A 17,874-nucleotide genomic window follows, 5' to 3' on the forward strand; every position below is an offset into this window, starting at 1 on the left:
GTGTTCACCCATCGCCACACAATGGCGTTCATCGCTACTAGCAGCAGAAACATGAGCACCACGCGCCCCAGCTATGGACTCTCACGGGTTCGGTCCTGGCGGTCGGCCCGCCCGAAATCCCGACCGTCGGCAACGCAACGGTAAGTAACGAATAACGGTGTCGCAAAGCGCCCAGGAAACTCGGGGGCATCCGGCAGTGAGATGAGTCACCGACGCTCCGTCGGCCCCGCCCGGCGGGGGCCCGGCAGACCCCTAGCAATATCGGTTTCTGACCTTACTGACGAGTTAGTTGCGAGCCCAAGCAAAATTTGGAGCCGCGGTTGCGCGGGTCCTAGACGGCCGCTGAAGCGGGGTAGCTGAAAGCCGCGCCGAACTGCGGAATCGCCGAAAATCCGCGCTGCCGGGCCCGGCCGGCGGCGTGCCGGATCAACGCCGCGGTCGCCACGAAGCCGGCCTGGTCCGGCACCAGCATGGGAGTCAGCAGGCGGTTGTGCACGTACCCGAACGCCAGTCCGGTGGCCGGATCGGCCCAGCCGATCGAGCCGCCGAGTCCGACATGACCGAAACCCGGCAGCACCCCCGGTATCGGCAGCCCGTGGTAGCCGAGGTGGAACGACATCGGCATCAGCATCGAGCCGTCCAGATGGAGGCTGGGCGGGCCGGTGAGCCCGTCGACGAGCCCGGGCGACAGGAAGCGGGTTCCGTCGAGCTCACCACCGTTGGCGATGGCGCCGTACATCCGGGCCAGCGCACGGGCGGTCACCACCCCGTTCGCGGAGGCCATCTCGCTGTCCAGCAGCGGGATGTCCCCCTGCACCATGGATCGCATGCCCGGGAAGTACATGGCCCCGAATCCACCCGAGAACGGCAGCGCGGCGACATGCGGTGCGATGGCGTCGAAGACGGGGTTCACCAACGCGCCCTGCGGACCGATGATCCGGGCCGGTTGGGTCGGCGCCGCGCCGGGCGGGCGGCCAAGGTGGATGCCGTCGACACCGAGCGGGGCGGCCAGCTCGGATCGGAACAGTTCGCGCATCCCCGATCCGGTGACCGCTCGCGCCAGACCCGCCAGCAGCCACCCGTAGGTGAGGGCGTGGTAGGCCGGACGGCCGAGGAACAGCCCGGTGGGCGCGGCCGCCACCCGATGCTCCATCAGTTCGTGGTCGAGCAGATCGGCCGTGGTGACCGGGCCCAGTGCAGACAGCCCGGCACGGTGCCGCATGGCGTCGCGGACGGTGATGTCCGCCTTGCCGTTGGCGGCGAACTCCGGCCAGTAATCGGCGACGGGGACGTCGTAGTCGATGAGCCCGCGGTCGACAAGACGGTGGATGACCGTGGAGGCGACCCCCTTGGTCGCCGAGAACACCATGGCGCCGGTATCGGCCGTCCACGCCCGGGTGCCGCGCCGGTCCGACCAACCGGTCCACACATCCACGACCGGGACACCGTCCAGGTAAACCGTCAGCGCACCCCCGCCGAAGCGGCGGTGACCGAACAATTGCGAGAAGGCCCGGACCGCACAGGAGAAGCTGGGGTCGGCGGCACCGTGCACACCGTGCGGCAGCGCCGCGCCATCGAGCTCGTCGTGGGCGGGCGCCGCGCTGCGCCCTCCGTCTATCGCGTGCGTCACACCATGAAATTTACCCGCAGGTGCAGCTAACTATCGAGGGGTGTTACCCATCCGTGAGGTGGTGCGGTTTCGGCCCTGGGACACGGGCGCCGGCCAGTCTGGCCGGAACGCCCCGGCAGTCGCCGATCAGTCCCGAGGACGCTCGGCGGCTTCCAGGATCTCGGCTGCGGCCAGCGCCGGTGTGAGTTCCCCGTCGCGCACCCGGCGCTCGACATCCGCACGCACACCACGGACCGCCGGATGCGACAGCACCCGGTCCAGGACCGTGTCGCGCACCATCGCCCAGGTCCAGTCGACCTGCTGGGCCCGCCGGCGCGCCTCGAACTCGCCTGCAGCTCGCAGCGTGGCGCAGTGTTTCTCGACGGTGTCCCACACCTGCTCCAAGCCATCCCCGGTCAACGCGCTCAACGTGAGAACTGGTGGGCGCCAAAGTGTTTCGCGTGGATAGATCAACCGTAGCGCGGCGGTGAGCTCTCGCGCGGCTGCCTTGGCCTCCATCGTGTGCTCCCCGTCGGCCTTGTTCACCACCACCACATCGGCGAGCTCGAGGATGCCCTTCTTGATGCCCTGAAGCTGATCGCCGGTACGGGCCAGGGTGAGAAAGACGAACGTGTCGACCATGTCGGCAACGGTCACCTCGGACTGACCGACGCCGACGGTCTCGACCAGGATCACGTCGAAACCGGCCGCCTCCAGCAGCACGATGGTCTCCCGGGTGGCACGCGCCACCCCACCGAGCGTGCCGGACGTCGGCGAGGGCCGGATGTAGGCGTCCGGGTGCACCGCCAGCCGGGCCATCCTGGTCTTGTCGCCGAGGATGGATCCCCCGGTACGGGTGGACGACGGATCGACGGCCAGCACCGCGACGCGGTGCCCGCGCTCGATGAGATACATCCCCAGTGCCTCGATGGTGGTGGACTTCCCCACCCCCGGCACGCCGGTGATCCCCACATGCATGGCCTTGCCCGCATCGGGAATCAGCTCCAGCAGCAGCCGCTGAGCCTGCTCGCGGTGATCGGCCCTGGTGGACTCGACCAGGGTGATTGCCCGGGCCAGCGCGGCACGCTCCCCGTTGCGGATGGCCGATGCGAGGTCAGCGACAGTCTGCGTCATCTAGTTCAGGGTGTAGCCGAGTCGCTCGGCGAGCTTGCCCAGCAGACCGATCGCGGCGTCGGCGATCACGGTGCCCGGCGGGAAGATCGCGGTGGCACCGGCTTGGTAGAGCTCATCGAAATCGCCCGGCGGGATGACACCACCCACCACCACCATGATGTCGGGCCGACCCACCGCGGCCAGTGCGTCGCGCAGGGCCGGCACCAGGGTCAGATGGCCGGCCGCCAGCGACGACACCCCGACGACGTGTACGTCGTTGTCGGCGGCCTGCTGGGCCACCTCCTCGGGAGTGGAGAACAACGAGCCGACGTCCACATCGAAACCGATGTCGGCGAAGGCCGTGGCGATCACCTTCTGGCCGCGGTCGTGACCGTCCTGGCCCATCTTGGCGACCAGGATGCGTGGCCGGCGACCGTCGGCCTCGGCGAACTTCTGCACCAATTCCGTTGCCGCACCCACGTTCTGCGCCTTCCCCACCTCGTCGCGGTACACCCCGGAGATGGTCCGGATCTCGGCCTGATGCCGGCCGTACACCTTCTCCAGCGCATCGGAGATCTCGCCGACGGTGGCGTGCGCGCGGGCCGCGTCGATGGCCAGGGCCAGCAGGTTGTTGCCCAGTCCGTCCACACCGGCGGACCCCTGCACACCCGCGGCGCGGGTCAGCTCGGCCAGCGCGGCCTGGGTGACGCCTTCATCACGGTCGGCACGCAGCCGCTCGAGCTTGGCCAGCTGCTCGGCGCGCACCCGGCTGTTCTCGACCTTGTAGACCTCGATCTCCTGGTCCTCGGCGACCTGGTACTTGTTCACGCCGATCACCGGCTGCGCACCCGAGTCGATCCGCGCCTGGGTGCGGGCGGCGGCCTCCTCGATGCGCAGCTTCGGGATGCCTTCGCCGATGGCCTGCGCCATCCCGCCGTGCTCGGCGACCTCGGTGAGGTGCGCACGCGCCTTCTCGGCGAGCTGGTGGGTGAGCCACTCGACGTAGTACGAGCCGCCCCAGGGATCGATCGGGCGGGTGGTGCCCGATTCCTGCTGCAGCACCAGCTGGGTGTTGCGGGCGATCCGGGCCGAGAAGTCGGTCGGCAATGCCAGTGCCTCGTCCAGGGCGTTGGTGTGCAACGACTGGGTGTGCCCCTGGGTGGCGGCCATCGCCTCGATACAGGTGCGGGCCACGTTGTTGAACGGATCCTGGGCGGTCAGCGACCATCCCGAGGTCTGCGAATGCGTACGCAGGGAAAGGGATTTCGAGCTCTTGGGGTCGAACTGCGAAACCAGTTCGCTCCACAGCAGCCGGCCCGCGCGCAGCTTGGCCACCTCCATGAAGAAGTTCATCCCGATACCCCAGAAGAACGACAGCCGGGGCGCGAACTTGTCGATGTCAAGGCCGGCATCCAGGCCGGCCTTGAGGTATTCCACGCCGTCGGCCAGCGTGTAGGCCAGCTCCAGATCGGCGGTGGCCCCCGCCTCCTGGATGTGATAGCCGGAGATCGAGATGGAGTTGTACTTGGGCATCTTGGCGCTGGTGTAGCCGAAGATGTCGGAGATGATCCGCATGGACGGTTTCGGCGGATAGATGTAGGTGTTGCGGACCATGAACTCTTTGAGGATGTCGTTCTGGATGGTCCCGGCCAGCTTCTCCGGCGGCACCCCCTGCTCCTCGGCGGCGGCCACGTAGAGGGCGAGGATCGGCAGCACCGCGCCGTTCATCGTCATGGACACCGAGACGCTGCCCAGGTCGATCCCGTCGAAGAGCTGGCGCATGTCCAGGATCGAGTCGATCGCCACGCCTGCCATCCCGACATCGCCCGCGACCCGGGGATGGTCGGAGTCGTAGCCGCGGTGGGTGGCCAGGTCGAACGCCACCGACAACCCCTTCTGGCCCGCGGCCAGGTTGCGCCGGTAGAAGGCGTTGGACTCGGCGGCGGTGGAGAACCCGGCGTACTGACGGATGGTCCACGGCTGATTGACATACATCGTCGGATACGGGCCGCGGATGAACGGCGGGTCACCCGGGAAGCTGTCCAGCGGGTAGCCCTGGCCGACCGCCTCATCGCGGTCGGCGGCGGTGTAGACCGGTTTGACCTCGATGCCCTCCGGCGTCACCCAGTCCAGCTGCGCGGGGGTGTAGCCGTGCGCGGCGGCAGCGGCGGCGGTGAACTGCGCGACGTCGCCCGCGGTGGGCGCCGCGGGCGTGCTGTCGCTGCGCAGGGGTACCTCGGCGAAACTACCGATTCCTGTCGTGGCGGTCATGATGCTCAGGCCCCCAATCGGGTCAGCAGGGTCGAAAGCACTTCGACCGCATCGATTTTCGCGGTCAGGAAGCCGTCCGGTCCGGATTCGGCATCCGCGGTGGCCTCCCCCAGCGCCTTCTCCGGCCCGGCCAGGTAGACCTGCGTCAGGCCGGCCGCCCTGGCGGCCGCCACCACATCGCGGGCGTCGGTGCCGTAGCGGGCATCGGTACCACAGATCACCGCGACGGCCAGACCGTTGACTGCCGCGGCCAGCGTGCCGGCGTCCACGGCGCCGGGGTTGACGGCTTCGATGCCACCGGAGGCCAGCAGGTTGGCGGCGAAGGTGGTGCGGATGTTGTGCTCGGCGAGCGGGCCCAACGGCAGCAACAGCACCTTCGGGCGCGCACCGTGTGCGCTCAGGTAGGCGTCGGAGCGGTCGCGCAGCGCCTCGAAGCCTGCGCTGTAACGCACCACCGTCGGGACCGAATCGTCCGCCGCCTCCGGCTGAATCGCCGGCACCGCCGGCACCGCCGGCAGCGCGGCTTCGGCGAGGTTCGGGAACTCGTTGACGCCGGTGAGCGCCTTCCTGCGGTGCGCGACGTCGGCGGCCCGCTGCTCGGCGACGGCGGCGATCTGGCCGGTCAGGTGGTCTTGGGCGGCGGCGAATCCACCCCTGTTCTCCAAGTCCTGGAAGTGCGCCCAGGCCTGCTCGGCCAGGTTCGCGGTGAGGTCCTCGACGAACCAGGAACCGCCGCCGGGATCAAGCACCCGGCCGAGGTGCGACTCCTCCAGCAGCAGCAACTGGGTGTTGCGCGCCATCCGGCGGGAGAAGCTGGTTGCAGTGCCGGGCAGCCCGCCGGGGATCGCGGAGTCGAAGGTCTGCACCAGCACGGTGTCCGCGCCACCGACGCCGGCGGCGAACGCCGCGACCGTGGTGCGCAACATGTTGGTCCACGGGTCGCGCTGAGACATCATCGGCGACGAGGTCACGGCGTGGATGGTGGCGGCGCCCGCTTCACCGGCCCCCACCACCTCGGCGACGCGCGCCCACAGGGTGCGCGCGGCCCGCAGTTTGGCGATCGTGAGGAACTGGTCGTCATCGGCGGCGAACCGGAAGCTGATCTGCGCGACGGCCTCGGCCACCGGCAGGCCGGCCTCGGTCAGGGTGCGCAGGTAGCCGACGCCTGCGGCGATGGCGCCGGCCAGTTCCCATGACGCGCTGGCGCCCAGGTTGTGCAGGGCGAGTCCGTCCACGGTGATGGCGCGCACCCCGCCGCGGTACCCGGCGGCCTTGCCGGCCGCCACGATCACGTCGTCGATGGAGGCGGACGGCGCGCCGGTCAGCGCGGCGGTCAACGGGTCGGCACCGAGATCGACCGACAGCCGGGCCCGCTGCTCGTCGTCGAATCCGTGGATCAGTGCCAGCACCGATTCGGCGGCGGCCAGGTAGTCGGCACCGGCCTGGAGCAGCACCGGCACCAGATCCAGGAACACGCCTTCGAGCAGGCGGTCGAGCTCCGCTGCGCTCGCCCCGGCCCCGACCCGCAGCTGCAGGGCGCTCACACCGTCGGTCAGGGCGCCCAGCACCGCGCCGTTGCCGTCGGCCACGGTGGACTGCCCGGGCAGCGGGAACACCTCGGCGACCTTCCAGCCGGCCTGCACATCGCGCAGCGCGTCACCGCCGCGGGTGAAGGGCCAGCGGCCGGGCAGTGGCGCCTCGTCATGGCCATCCAGGGCCGTGTAGAGCGGCCGGACCGGGAAGCCCTCGTAGGTCGGCGAGTCGAGCAGTCGTTCGGGCTCGGCGGGCAGCTCCGCGGGATCACGGCGGCTGCTCTTGGCCAGCACACCGGCCACTCCGGAACGCCAGCGCGCGCGATCCGATTCAATGACGCTCGAGGACACTCGCGGCTCCTGGGTATTCGCGGCTTCGGACAAAAAGCTTGGGGGTAGCCCTATCTGACCTAGTTAGACTAGCCAGGTGTGACTGGCCCCTTGTTCTCTGAGGCTAAATGATCGGTATCACGGCAGCGTACGGCGGGCAAAGGCTACTGATCAGTAGCGTTATCGGCACCACACCGGTGCGCCCCGTAGGCTTGGCAGACGTGAAACCCGTCGCCCCCACGTTGCGCGCGGTCTGGGCCGCGGTGACCTCGACAGCGGCGCAAATACCCCGGCGCCGGGTGATGGTCATCTCGGCGGCGATTGTGATTCTCGTCGCACTGGTGCTGCTGGTGCCGTTGCCGAACGCCGTGCAGCTGCGCGACTGGGCCACTTCGGTGGGTCCGTGGTTCCCGCTGGCCTTCTTCGCCGCCCATGTGGTGGTGACGGTCTTCCCGTTCCCCCGCACCGCATTCACCCTCGCGGCCGGATTGCTGTTCGGGCCGTGGCTGGGGGTGACCATCGCCGTGGTCGCCAGTGCGCTGAGCGCGGTGCTGGCCTTGATCCTGGTGCGCGCGGCAGGCTGGCAGCTGAGCAGACTGGTCCGGCATCCGCGGGTGGATTCCCTGGACGCCCGGCTGCGCGAACGGGGCTGGGTGTCCGTGCTGTCCATGCGGATGATCCCGGCCGTGCCGTTCTCGGTGCTCAACTACGCCGCCGGGGCCTCCGCGGTGCGGCCGGTGCCGTACACGCTGGCGACGATCGTCGGACTGACCCCGGGCACCGCCGCGATCGTCATCCTGGGCGACGCCATGACCGGCAATATCAGCCCGCTGCTGTTCCTGGTGTCGCTCTGCACGGCGGCTGTGGGATTCGGCGGGCTGATCTTCGAGGTACGGGCACACCGGCGCCATCACCGGGTGCAGCGCTCAGACGGCCAGCCGGCCGAAGTCCAGCAGACTTAAGGGGCCTTAAGCGGCACGGTCGAGCACCGACCGGACGGCCCGCAACTGCGCGGTGGCCGGCCTGCCGGTGCGCGCCACCCGGGTGCGCCCAGTGCGCTCGTGCAGCGAGATGAACGAACCCGAGCGCACGACGCCCAACGGTCCGGGGCCGGCGAAACGGGAGATTCCCGAGGCCTGCAACACGAAGTTGGCCTTGGCCTGGCGGTAGCCGATGCGCACGCCGAGCGCGCTCACCACCAGCAGACCGCCGACACCGGGCAGGGCCAGCGCGGCCAGTGCCGCGATGGACACCGGCACCAGCATCTTGCTGACGGCGCGCTCCAGGACCGAGGCGGTCGAACCGGCCGAGCTGACGCCGTGTAGTGACAGCGGCGCGGTGTTGGCCAGTTCCTGGCTGAGGCCGGCCGCGACGGTGCCGGCGAAGGCGGGCGGTGCCGTGACAGGTCCCGCGGCGCTGCCCCCGGAGGTGACGGCCGGCGCCTGGGCCAGCATGGCCGGCAGCAGGTCGATCGGCGATGCGGTGGCCGGGGCGGGGGCCGTCCGCAGCGCTCCCGCAGTGCCACCGATGGTCGCGGTCGGCGCCGTGGACGGCGGGAAGCCGAGCAGCGTCGACAGGTCACCCGGGATCTCGGAGATGGTGGTCACCGATTCACCCACCGAGGTGAGCACCGATTGCACCGTGGCGAGCACGTCTCCGACCGGGTTGGTCGAGGTGGGCAGCGACGCCAGCAGAGCCGGAAGCGCATCGATCGCGTCCTTGGCGGAATTGGCCGCGGAGTTCATCGATCCCGTCAGCGAGGCGGCGAGCTTGGACACCGGCGGCGGTGTCACCTTGAGTGTCGGGAAAGTGGCTGCCGGACTCGTCGAGGCCGGTGCGTCCAGCGTGGTAGCCAGGGGGGTGGCGGGGTCGGTGAGCGGCGTCGTCGGGTCGTCCACCGGCGCGCTCGGTTCGGTCGAGCCGGTCGGCGCCGTCGCACTCACCGTGGAGCTGTCGGTGGCCGTCTGCTGGGTGCGCGGCTTGGGAAAGATCGTGACCTTCGGCACCTGGTGCTGGCCGAGCCCGTTGAGGGCCCCGGTGAAGTCGCGCACGGTGGTGCGCACCCGATCCTGGATGGCGCCGGCGAGGACGGCACCCGGCCGCACATTCTTGGTGATGGACGTCGCAGAGCCGGAGGACGTCGGCGACGACGACTCGGTGCCACCGGTGCTCGTCTGCGAGGACGATCCCCCGCCCTCACTGCCGGTGTCGGCGACGGCGACGGCCGCTGAGCCCAGGAACAGGGTGGCCGACAACACGCACACGCCGGCAGCACTGCGCATACGCGTCATTGGCATTTGTCCCTCGTACCCCTGTTTCGACGGTCGCCGAAGACCGGCCGCATTCACTATGACGGGCTGTCGGCACTCACAAGATATGTCACCGCGGACAAATTATCGATCTGTTCAGCGAAATCTGCGCGAATTGACACCTGCCGCTAGGCGCGGTGCGAACCACCCGGGTTGTAGGGCGGCTGGCCGAATTGACCACCGGACAGCTGTTGCGTGGTGTCCTCGACTCCCGGCGCCGGGCCGGGCGGCAGCGTGGCCGGAGCCGCGGTGTTGCTGCCCAGCGGCGGCGTGGTGGACCGCGCCTCGGCCTCGGCGCGCGCGACAGCCCTGGCGATCTCCGGGTCGGTCTGGGTGGTGAACCAGTCGGCGACCTCGTCGTCGTCGTCCTTGACCGGTGTGTCGTCGGTCGGCGAAGGGGTGTAGCGGAACACGCCGTCCTCGCCGGGTGCACCGAGCAGTTTGGTGAAACCCTGTAGCGCCGAACCGAAGTCGCTGGGCACCAGCCACACCTTGTTGGCCTCGCCCTTGGCCATCAGGGGAAGGGTCTGCAGGTACTGGTAGGCCAGCATCTCGGGGGTGGGCCTGCCGTTCTTGATCGCGGCGAACGTCTTCTCGATGGCCTTGGCCTCACCTTGGGCCTGCAGGTAGGCGGCGGCCCGCTCACCCTGGGCGCGCAGCATCCGGGACTGCCGGTCGGCCTCGGCGGCCAGGATCGCGGCCTGTTTGGCGCCCTCGGCCGAAAGGATCTGGGCCTGCTTCTGGCCCTCGGCCGCTTTGATGGCCGCTTCCCGGCTGCCTTCGGCCATCAGGATCATGGCGCGCTTCTCCCGGTCGGCGCGCATCTGCTTTTCCATCGACTCCTGGATCGACGGTGGCGGATCGATCGACCGCAGCTCGACGCGGGCGACGCGCAGACCCCATCGGCCGGTGGCCTCGTCGAGCACCCCGCGCAGCTGACCGTTGATGGAATCGCGGGAGGTCAAGGTCTGCTCCAGCGTCATCCCGCCGACGACGTTGCGCAGCGTGGTGGTGGTCAGCTGCTCGACGCCGACGATGTAGTTGCTGATCTGGTAGACCGCGGCCTGCGGGTTGGTGACCTGGAAATAGACGACGGTGTCGATGTTGACCGTCAAGTTGTCCTCGGTGATCACCGGCTGCGGCGGGAAGGACACCACCCGCTCGCGCAGGTCCACCCTGGCGCGGATCTTGTCGACGAACGGCAGCAGCAGGGTCAGCTGACCGGACACCGTCTTGCTGTAGCGGCCCAGCCGCTCGATGACGGCCGCCTCGGCCTGCGGAATCAGGGCGACCGATTTGGCGACGACGATGATGGCGAACACCACCAGTACGGCCAACAGCACGAGGCCGGCGACAGCACCTTCCATGGCGAGTTCCTTCCCGAGGGGATCAGATGGTCTTGTAGACGACCGCGGTGGCACCGTCGATCCGGATCACGGTGACGTGGTCACCGGGCTCGAATACATCGTCGTCGTTGAGGGGCCTCGCCGTCCAGACCTCGCCGTCAAGCTTCACCTGGCCCTCGTGGCGGGCCACCTTGTCCAGCACCAGCGCGCTCTTGCCTTCCAACGCCTTGGCCGGTTCCGGCAGCCCGGTACCCGCGGTGAACCGCTTCCGCAGCGCCGGGCGCACCAGCACCACCAACAGCACCGATACGACCAGGAACACCGCACCGTCGGCCCAGATCGGCCAGTCGAAGAAGAAACTGGTCCCGGTGGCGGCCAGCGCTCCGCCGCTGAGCATGAGCAGGAAGAAATCACCCGTCAGTGCCTCGGCACCCGCGAAGGCGAGTGCTGCGACCAGCCAGATCAGTGCGGGCATAGCAGAAGACTAGCGTTTCACGACCCGGCCGCGGGCAATCAGGCCGTATGTCAGACCAGCAATTACACTGCGAGCATCATGTGGTGCCCGAGTGCTTCTCTGACGGTGTGGGTCAATTCCTGGCTTGCGGGAGTTGCCGCGCCCGATGACGTGCTGGACGCGTTATCTCAATGGGCACCAAAGCATTCGGTGACCGCCTACGACTCGGTGGCCGCCGGCTGCACCGGCCTGCCCTGGCCCGACCTGTTCCATTCCGGCACCATGTCGCTGTTGCAGACCATGCGCACCGCCGCGGGCCCACCCGCGGGCACTCCGCCACTGGCACTGGTACTGCCCGTCCCCGGCGATGTTCGTGGGCTGCCCGCGGGCACGCAGTTCCAGCGCGATGCCATCACCGTCGGCGAGGCCATCATCGTCGGCAGCGACCCGGCCGGCGCGGTCGGGCTGGTACCCGAATTCGACTACGAGGATCTCGACGACCCGGACTACGAACCCGACCCCATTTCCCTTGCCTGGACGGTGTACTCGGTTCCGGCACCGGGCGTCGCGGAACACCTCGATCTCGGCGACGCCGAGTTCACCTTGCGCTCGGCGGTGCGTTCGGCCGCCGATGCGCTCGGGGCGCTGCGGGCCGGCGCCGGCGCCGCCGACGTCGACGACCCCCGCGGCATGGTGGAACAGCTACTGGAGGCCGGCCGGCTGCACCGCGCTCCGGATCACGCCCCCGAGCGGGCGTTGCGGGTGCTGGAGAACGCGGCCCACGTGGACGCCATCATCACCGTCAGTTCCGGCCTGATGCCGATCGGACTACAGAGTTCGTCGGCGATGCAGATCGCCAGCGACACCTTGCGGCCGCTGTCCTCGGTGGTGCGCACGGCGCGGCTGGCGGCCGTCGGCGCGATCATGTACTCGGCCTGGCGGCGCTGACGCTCAGAGCTCGCGCGGACAGGTCAGCGCGCACGGCGCCCCGTCCACGCTGATTCCGTGGCCGGGCACCGGATCTGGGCCGACGACGCGGTCGGGCGCACGGCCGTCACGCAGCTCCGACATCAGCTCCACGGCCAGCCGCGCGTAGCGGGGGTCGGCGTTGGGGGTGGCCACCCGGGTGAGCTCCACGCCGAGCTCGTCGGTGACCTCGCGCAGCTCGCAATCCAGATCCCACACCACCTCGATGTGATCGGCGACGAAACCGATCGGGCACACCGTGACCGCGCCGACGCCGCGCCCGGCCAGCACCCGAACATGTTCGGCCACATCGGGTTCCAGCCACGGCACCTGGGGCGGCCCGGACCGCGACTGCCACACCAGGTCGTAGTCGGACACGCCGGTCGCGGCTGCCACCAGGCCGGCGGTGTAGCCGACCTGACGGCTGTAGAGCCGCGGGCCGTACCGCTCGTCGGCGGCGACCGGAATCGAGTGTGCGGTGAATACCAGCCGCGATCCCGGGGACGCGGAACGCAAAGCCTGCGAGACGTATTCGGCATACATCTCGATCATCAACGGATGGTCGAAATACTGGCGCAACTTCACCAGTTCGGGCGCGCCCGGCCCGGCCGCGGCCCGGCCCCTGGCGATGTCTTCGACGTACTGCCTGCAACTGGAGTAGCCACCCCAGGCCGAGGTGGTGAACACCGCCGCCCGGCGCACCCCGTCGACGCGCATGGCGGTGACGGTGTCCTCCACGTAGGGCTCCCAGTTGCGGTTGCCGAAATAGACCGCCATATCCGGCAATTGCAGGCGCAGCTGCTCGAGCAGCGCCCGGTTGATGCCGTTGATCGGTGACACGCCGCCGAAATGCAGATAGTGCTCGGCCACCGAGGCCAGCCGTTCGGGTGGGATGTTTCGCCCGCGGGTGACGTTCTGCAGGAACGACATGACCTGCTCCGGCCCTTCGGGTCCCCCGAACGACAGCAACAGCAGCGCGTCGAACTCCATGCGTTACAGGAGCTGGGTGCTGGCGCCGCCGTCGGCGTAGATGATGCTGCCGGTGGTGGCGGGCAGCCAGTCCGACAGCAGCGCGCAGACGGTCTTGGCCACCGGCGTCGGATCCTTCATGTTCCAGCCGACCGGTGCGCGCTGGTCCCAGCCCTCTTCCAGCAGCCGCATCTGGTCACCGGCCTCGGCGCCCAGCGCGCCGCCGACGATGGCGGCCATGGCCAGGGTCCGGATCGGTCCTGCGGCAACGAGATTGGACCGCACCCCGAACGGCCCGGCCTCACGCGCGACGAAGCGGTTCACCGATTCCAGTGCGCTCTTGGCCACCGTCATCCAGTTGTAGGCCGGCATCGCACGGGTCGGGTCGAAGTCCATGCCGACGATGGAACCACCGGAATTGATCACCGGCAGGGTGGCCTTGGCCAGCGACGCATACGAGTATGCGGAGATGTGGATGCCCTTGGCGACGTCCTCGTAGGGGGCATCGAAGAACGGGTTGACGCCCATCCCGGTCTGCGGCATGAAGCCGATCGAGTGCACCACCCCGTCGAGCTTGTTGCCCTCGCCGATCACCTCGGTGATCCGGCCGGCCAGCGAGTCCAGGTGCTCGGGGTTCTGCACATCCAGTTCCAGCAGCGGGGCCGGGTTGGGCAACCGGTCGGCGATGCGCTGGATGAGCTTGAGCCGGTCGAACCCGGTGAGCACCAGTTCGGCGCCGGCCTCCTGAGCCACCTTGGCGATGTGGAACGCGATCGAGCTGTCGGTGATGATCCCCGTGACGAGGATGCGCTTGCCTTCGAGAATGCCTGCCATGTGAAAGTCCTTACTGTTCGCGCGGTTTCGAGAAGTTCTAGTGCCCCATACCCATGCCGCCGTCGACCGGGATCACGGCGCCTGCGATGTAGCGCGCGTCTTCGGACGCCAGGAAGCTGACCGCGCCGGCGACGTCCTCGGCGGTGCCGACCCGCTTGGCCGGGATGAATTCCAGTGCGCCGGCCTGAATCCGCTCATCGAGCGCGCGGGTCATCTCGGTGTCGATGTAACCGGGCGCGACGACGTTGGCGGTGACGCCGGCCTTGGACAGTTCCCGCGAGATCGACCGGGCCATGCCGATCAGGCCGGCCTTGGCGGCGGCGTAGTTGGCCTGGTTGCCGATCCCCCACATGCCCGAGACCGAACCGATGAAGATGATCCGGCCGAAGCGCTTGCGCTGCATGCTGCGCGAGGCTCGCTGGGCCACCCGGAACGCGCCGGTGAGGTTGGCGTTGATGACGTTCTCGAACCGCTCCTCGGTCATCCGCATCAGGAACGCGTCCTGGGAGATGCCCGCGTTGGACACCAGCACCTCGACGGGGCCCTGGTGCTCCTCGACCTCCTTGAAGGCGCGGTCGACGGCCTCGTTGTCGGTGACGTCGCACACCACCCCGAACAGACCCTCGGGTGCGCCCGACCCGCGGTGCGTGACGGCCACCTTGTGCCCGTCCTCGGCCAGCCGCTGGGCGATGGCCAGGCCGATGCCCCGGTTGCCGCCGGTGACCAGTACGGAACGCGGTACGAAAGCCGGCCGGGTGGTGGCTGCACTGTCACTCATGACCGCAAACTTATCGTCTCGCCTGCTGTTCGCCGAAATCGCGGTGGTCGCACTCAGCCGGGCAGTCTGCGGTTGATCAGCAGCGCGGTCAGCGCGGACACCGCCAGCACCAGGGCGCCGAGGCGCAGCCACCCCATGCTCGCGTCACCCTTGATGGTCTCGTAGCCGATCTGCTGTTGCAGCGAGGTGAACACCGCCTTGAGCTGCTCGAGGCTGGAGGCGGTGAACGCCTCGCCGCCGGACAGGTCGGCGATCTTCTTGAGCATCTCGTCGTCGACGGGCACCGGCTGGCGCTGGTCGTTGATCTCGACGTAGCCGTACGGCGTGCCGAACGACACCGTCGAGATCGGCACGCCCTGGTCCTTGGCGGTGCGCGCCGCGGTGTAGGCGCCCTTGGGGTTGTCCGGGTTGGACGGCACCGTCTCCTTGCCGTCGGACATCAGCACGATGCGCGCGGGCGGTGGCTCGTCCCCGCCACCGATGACGGCGCCGACGGTGGCGACGGCCTGCAGCGCGGTGAAGATGCCCTCGCCGGTCGCGGTGCGGTCGGCCAGCTGCAGTTTGTCGATGCCGTTCTTGGTGGCGTCGCGGTTGGTGGTCGGCGAGACCAGCACGGTGGCGGTTCCGGCGTAGGCGATCAGCCCGAGATTGATACCGGGGGTGAGCTGATCGGCGAACTGCTTGGCCGCCTCCTGCGCGGCGACCAGCCGGCTGGGCGCCACGTCGGTGGCCCGCATCGATTGCGACACGTCGATCACCAGCATCACCACGGCCCGGTTGCGCGGGATCCGGACGTCATGGGTGGGCCCGGCCATCGCGACGGTGAACAGCAGCAGCGACGCGACCAGCAGGACGGCGGGCAGATGACGCCAGCGGGTGGGCTGTTTGGGCGCCACCTTCTCCAGCAGTTCCATGTTGGCGAAGCGCAGGATGCGTTTCTGCCGGGCCAGCTGCACCACGATGTACAGCCCGACCAGCCCGGCGATCACCAGCAGGAACAGGAAGAACCACTTGTGTTCGAAACCCGTCAGAGACATCGGCCCGAGCAGCGGTAAGTTCATGTGCGACTTGTCATTTCCGTTTCGGTACGTCTATCGGGCAGCGGCGCCGCGGCGCCGGCTGGCAACGAACCGGACCACGTCGGCGATCCAGTCCCGGTCGGTGCGCAAGGTCAGCAGCGGTGCGTCGCAGCGGCGCAGCGTGCGGGCCACTTCGGCGCGGTGCGCGGCGGCGGCCGCGGCGAAGTCGTCGCGCAGCTTGGCATCGATGGTGAACTCGCGCGTCACGCCGGTCTCGGTGTCCTGCAGGATCACATCGCCGATATCGGGCAACTCGACGTCGCGCGGATCGATGACCTCGATGCCCAGCACCTCGTGCCGGCCTGCGATGGCACGCAGCGGACGCATCCAGTCGATCGGGCCGAGGAAGTCGCTGATGATCACCGCCATCCCGCGCCGGCGTTCCGGGCGGCGCAGCGCGTCGATGGTGGCGGCCAGGTCACCGCGCACCCCGGGCGGCGCCTGGGGTGTGGTCGCGATGGCGCGCAGAAGTTCCTGCTCGTGCAGCCGGCCGGACAGCGCCGGTACCCGCCGCAAGGTGTCGCCGTTGGAGATCAACGCGCCCAGCCGGTTACCGCCGCCACTGTTGAGGAACGCGATCGCGGCGGCGGCCGCCACCGCGAGATCACGTTTCTCACAGCCCGCGGTGCCGAAGTCCAGGCTGGCCGACACGTCGACCACCAGCCAGGTCTCCAGCTCTCGATCGGCGATCATCTGCCGGACGTGCGGATGGGTGGTGCGGGCGGTCACCGACCAGTCCATCCGGCGCACATCGTCACCGGGCTGGTACATCCGGGACTCGCCGGCTTCGGATCCCGGGCCGGGGATCAACCCGAGGTGATCCCCGTGCAGCACCCCGTCGAGCTTGCGGCGCACCGTGAGCTCGAGTTTGCGCAGCGCGGCCGACAGCTGCGGGTCACGGATCTCACCGCGCCGCAGCGACGGCAGATCGACGGTGCGGCCGGACGAGTTGGTCACCGACCGCCGGCCGCCGCCGCTGCAGGAACCCCCGGAGGAGCCGAATGAGCTTGCTGCGGAATGGCATTCACCTGCGGCAGGCCCACGGTCTGCAGGATGCGGTTGACCACGGTCTCCGCGGAGACCTCGTCGGCCAGCGCGTCGTAGGTGAGCACCAGCCGGTGCCGCAGCACGTCGGGGATGACCTCGACGACATCCTGGGGCACGACATAGTCGCGGCCGCGGATCAGCGCCAGCGCGCGCGAGGCCGAGATGATGCCCAGCGAGGCGCGCGGTGAGGCGCCGTAGGCGATCCACGCCTTGGCGTCGGGCATGCCGAACTTCTCCGGCTCGCGGGTGGCGGTGACGACCCGCACCACGTAATCGACCAGCGCGTGGTGTACGAAGTTGTTGGCCGCCACCTCCTGCAGCCGCAACAGGTCGCCGGTGTTGAGGATCTGCTTGGGCTCCGGCGGCTTGACGCCCATCCGGTAGATGATCTCGCGCTCTTCTTCCGGCGACGGGTAGTCGACGTTGAGCTTGAACAGGAAGCGGTCCCGCTGCGCCTCGGGCAGCTGGTAGACGCCTTCCTGCTCGATCGGGTTCTGGGTGGCCATCACCAGGAACGGGCTGGGCAGCGGGAAGGTCTTGCCGCCGACCGAGATCTTGCGCTCGGCCATCACCTCGAGCAGGGCCGACTGCACCTTGGCCGGCGCGCGGTTGATCTCGTCGGCGAGCAGGAAGTTGACCACCACCGGGCCGAGCTCGATGTCGAACTCCTCCTTGCCCTGCCGGTAGATGCGCGTGCCGACGATGTCGGTGGGCACCAGGTCGGGGGTGAACTGGATGCGCGCGAAGGTGCCGCCGACCACCTTGGCGAAGGTCTCCACGGCCAGCGTCTTGGCGACGCCGGGCACGCCTTCGAGGAGCACGTGGCCCTTGGCCAGCAACCCGACCAGCATCCGCTCGACCAGCTGGTCCTGGCCGACGATGATGCGCTTGACCTCGAAGATGGCGCGTTCGAGGGTGTGCACTTCGTTCTGCAGCCCCGGATTGTTCGAGGCGTTGGCGGAGGTCTGCGTCGGCGCTCCGGGCGGGTAGCCCTGCGTCGGGGCCGGGCCTGGGTAGCCTCCGGCGCCCTGCGGCGGCCCACTCGGTGACGTCATCTAGCTTCCTCCCACAGTCGTTGTGTGTACCCGGCCGGCCTGTGACCCGGCGGGGACCTCGTGCTGGTTAACCCTGGACTACCAGGGCGCCCGCCGCTGCGGCGACACGCCCGCCGTCAACTATTCCAGGCACTTGTGGATCCGTCGACGCCCCGGGTGCCCTGCTCAGGCTGTCCTCAGGT

General features: G+C 69.1%; 15 protein-coding genes. 2 read left to right on the top strand and 13 right to left on the bottom strand.

What is annotated here, in order from left to right:
• Window positions 1–331 precede the first annotated feature (331 nt).
• From lipL to mutA, 4 genes are all read right to left on the bottom strand, one after another.
• Window positions 332–1,630 carry an esterase/beta-lactamase LipL gene (lipL, locus tag ACXPWS_RS17850; protein ID WP_458707939.1) on the bottom strand — a complete coding sequence of 433 codons (1,299 nt, stop codon included), beginning with the start codon at window positions 1,628–1,630 and terminating at the stop codon, window positions 332–334.
• A gap of 126 nt (window positions 1,631–1,756) precedes the next feature.
• The gene (gene meaB / locus ACXPWS_RS17855; protein WP_458707940.1) at window positions 1,757–2,743 is read right to left on the bottom strand and encodes a methylmalonyl Co-A mutase-associated GTPase MeaB; all 987 of its coding nucleotides are present in this window, start codon (window positions 2,741–2,743) and stop codon (window positions 1,757–1,759) included.
• Window positions 2,744–4,993, bottom strand: coding sequence for a methylmalonyl-CoA mutase (gene scpA / locus ACXPWS_RS17860; RefSeq protein WP_458707941.1), 2,250 nt, complete (start codon window positions 4,991–4,993; stop codon window positions 2,744–2,746). It abuts the gene before it with no gap.
• A 5-nt stretch (window positions 4,994–4,998) separates the two neighbouring features.
• Entirely contained in the window at window positions 4,999–6,876 is a 1,878-nt protein-coding gene (gene mutA / locus ACXPWS_RS17865; protein WP_458707942.1) for a methylmalonyl-CoA mutase small subunit, read from the bottom strand.
• Between the two features lie 200 nt (window positions 6,877–7,076).
• Here mutA and ACXPWS_RS17870 point away from each other — a divergent pair, with 200 nt between their 5' ends.
• The gene (locus ACXPWS_RS17870) at window positions 7,077–7,817 is read left to right on the top strand and encodes a TVP38/TMEM64 family protein (protein ID WP_458707943.1); all 741 of its coding nucleotides are present in this window, start codon (window positions 7,077–7,079) and stop codon (window positions 7,815–7,817) included.
• A gap of 6 nt (window positions 7,818–7,823) precedes the next feature.
• On the opposite strand, the gene ACXPWS_RS17875 is transcribed toward ACXPWS_RS17870, so the two are convergent.
• The 3 genes from ACXPWS_RS17875 to ACXPWS_RS17885 form a co-directional block, all read right to left on the bottom strand.
• Window positions 7,824–9,152 carry a hypothetical protein gene (locus ACXPWS_RS17875; protein ID WP_458707944.1) on the bottom strand — a complete coding sequence of 443 codons (1,329 nt, stop codon included), beginning with the start codon at window positions 9,150–9,152 and terminating at the stop codon, window positions 7,824–7,826.
• Between the two features lie 140 nt (window positions 9,153–9,292).
• Window positions 9,293–10,531 (bottom strand): SPFH domain-containing protein, encoded by a 1,239-nt coding sequence (locus ACXPWS_RS17880; RefSeq protein WP_458707945.1) that lies wholly within the window; start codon window positions 10,529–10,531, stop codon window positions 9,293–9,295.
• A gap of 22 nt (window positions 10,532–10,553) precedes the next feature.
• Complete coding sequence (locus ACXPWS_RS17885; RefSeq protein ID WP_458707946.1) at window positions 10,554–10,985, bottom strand: NfeD family protein; 432 nt, start codon at window positions 10,983–10,985, stop codon at window positions 10,554–10,556.
• A 78-nt stretch (window positions 10,986–11,063) separates the two neighbouring features.
• Between ACXPWS_RS17885 and ACXPWS_RS17890 the strand changes: the two genes are divergently transcribed.
• Window positions 11,064–11,912: a hypothetical protein gene (locus ACXPWS_RS17890; RefSeq protein ID WP_458707947.1), complete on the top strand. Its 849-nt coding sequence runs from the start codon at window positions 11,064–11,066 to the stop codon at window positions 11,910–11,912.
• Window positions 11,913–11,915: 3 nt separating this feature from the next.
• Here the strand turns inward: ACXPWS_RS17890 and ACXPWS_RS17895 are convergent, their stop codons facing one another.
• From ACXPWS_RS17895 to moxR1, 6 genes are read right to left on the bottom strand one after another with little or no spacing between them, the layout of a single operon-like run.
• Complete coding sequence (locus ACXPWS_RS17895) at window positions 11,916–12,920, bottom strand: ferrochelatase (RefSeq protein WP_458707948.1); 1,005 nt, start codon at window positions 12,918–12,920, stop codon at window positions 11,916–11,918.
• Between the two features lie 3 nt (window positions 12,921–12,923).
• Window positions 12,924–13,733, bottom strand: a complete 810-nt coding sequence (gene inhA / locus ACXPWS_RS17900) for an NADH-dependent enoyl-ACP reductase InhA (RefSeq protein ID WP_458707949.1) — start codon at window positions 13,731–13,733, stop codon at window positions 12,924–12,926.
• Between the two features lie 37 nt (window positions 13,734–13,770).
• Window positions 13,771–14,511 (bottom strand): 3-oxoacyl-ACP reductase FabG1, encoded by a 741-nt coding sequence (fabG1, locus tag ACXPWS_RS17905; protein ID WP_458707950.1) that lies wholly within the window; start codon window positions 14,509–14,511, stop codon window positions 13,771–13,773.
• 53 nt (window positions 14,512–14,564) lie between these two features.
• Window positions 14,565–15,572 (bottom strand): VWA domain-containing protein, encoded by a 1,008-nt coding sequence (locus tag ACXPWS_RS17910; RefSeq protein WP_458707951.1) that lies wholly within the window; start codon window positions 15,570–15,572, stop codon window positions 14,565–14,567.
• Window positions 15,573–15,602: 30 nt separating this feature from the next.
• Entirely contained in the window at window positions 15,603–16,547 is a 945-nt protein-coding gene (locus ACXPWS_RS17915) for a DUF58 domain-containing protein (RefSeq protein WP_458707952.1), read from the bottom strand.
• On the bottom strand, window positions 16,544–17,692 hold the full coding sequence (moxR1, locus tag ACXPWS_RS17920; RefSeq protein WP_458707953.1) for a chaperone MoxR1: 1,149 nt from the start codon (window positions 17,690–17,692) through the stop codon (window positions 16,544–16,546). Before moxR1 ends, ACXPWS_RS17915 begins: the two co-directional genes overlap by 4 nt.
• Between the last annotated feature and the right edge of the window lie 182 nt (window positions 17,693–17,874).

The sequence above is a fragment of the Mycobacterium sp. BMJ-28 genome (assembly GCF_054404835.1).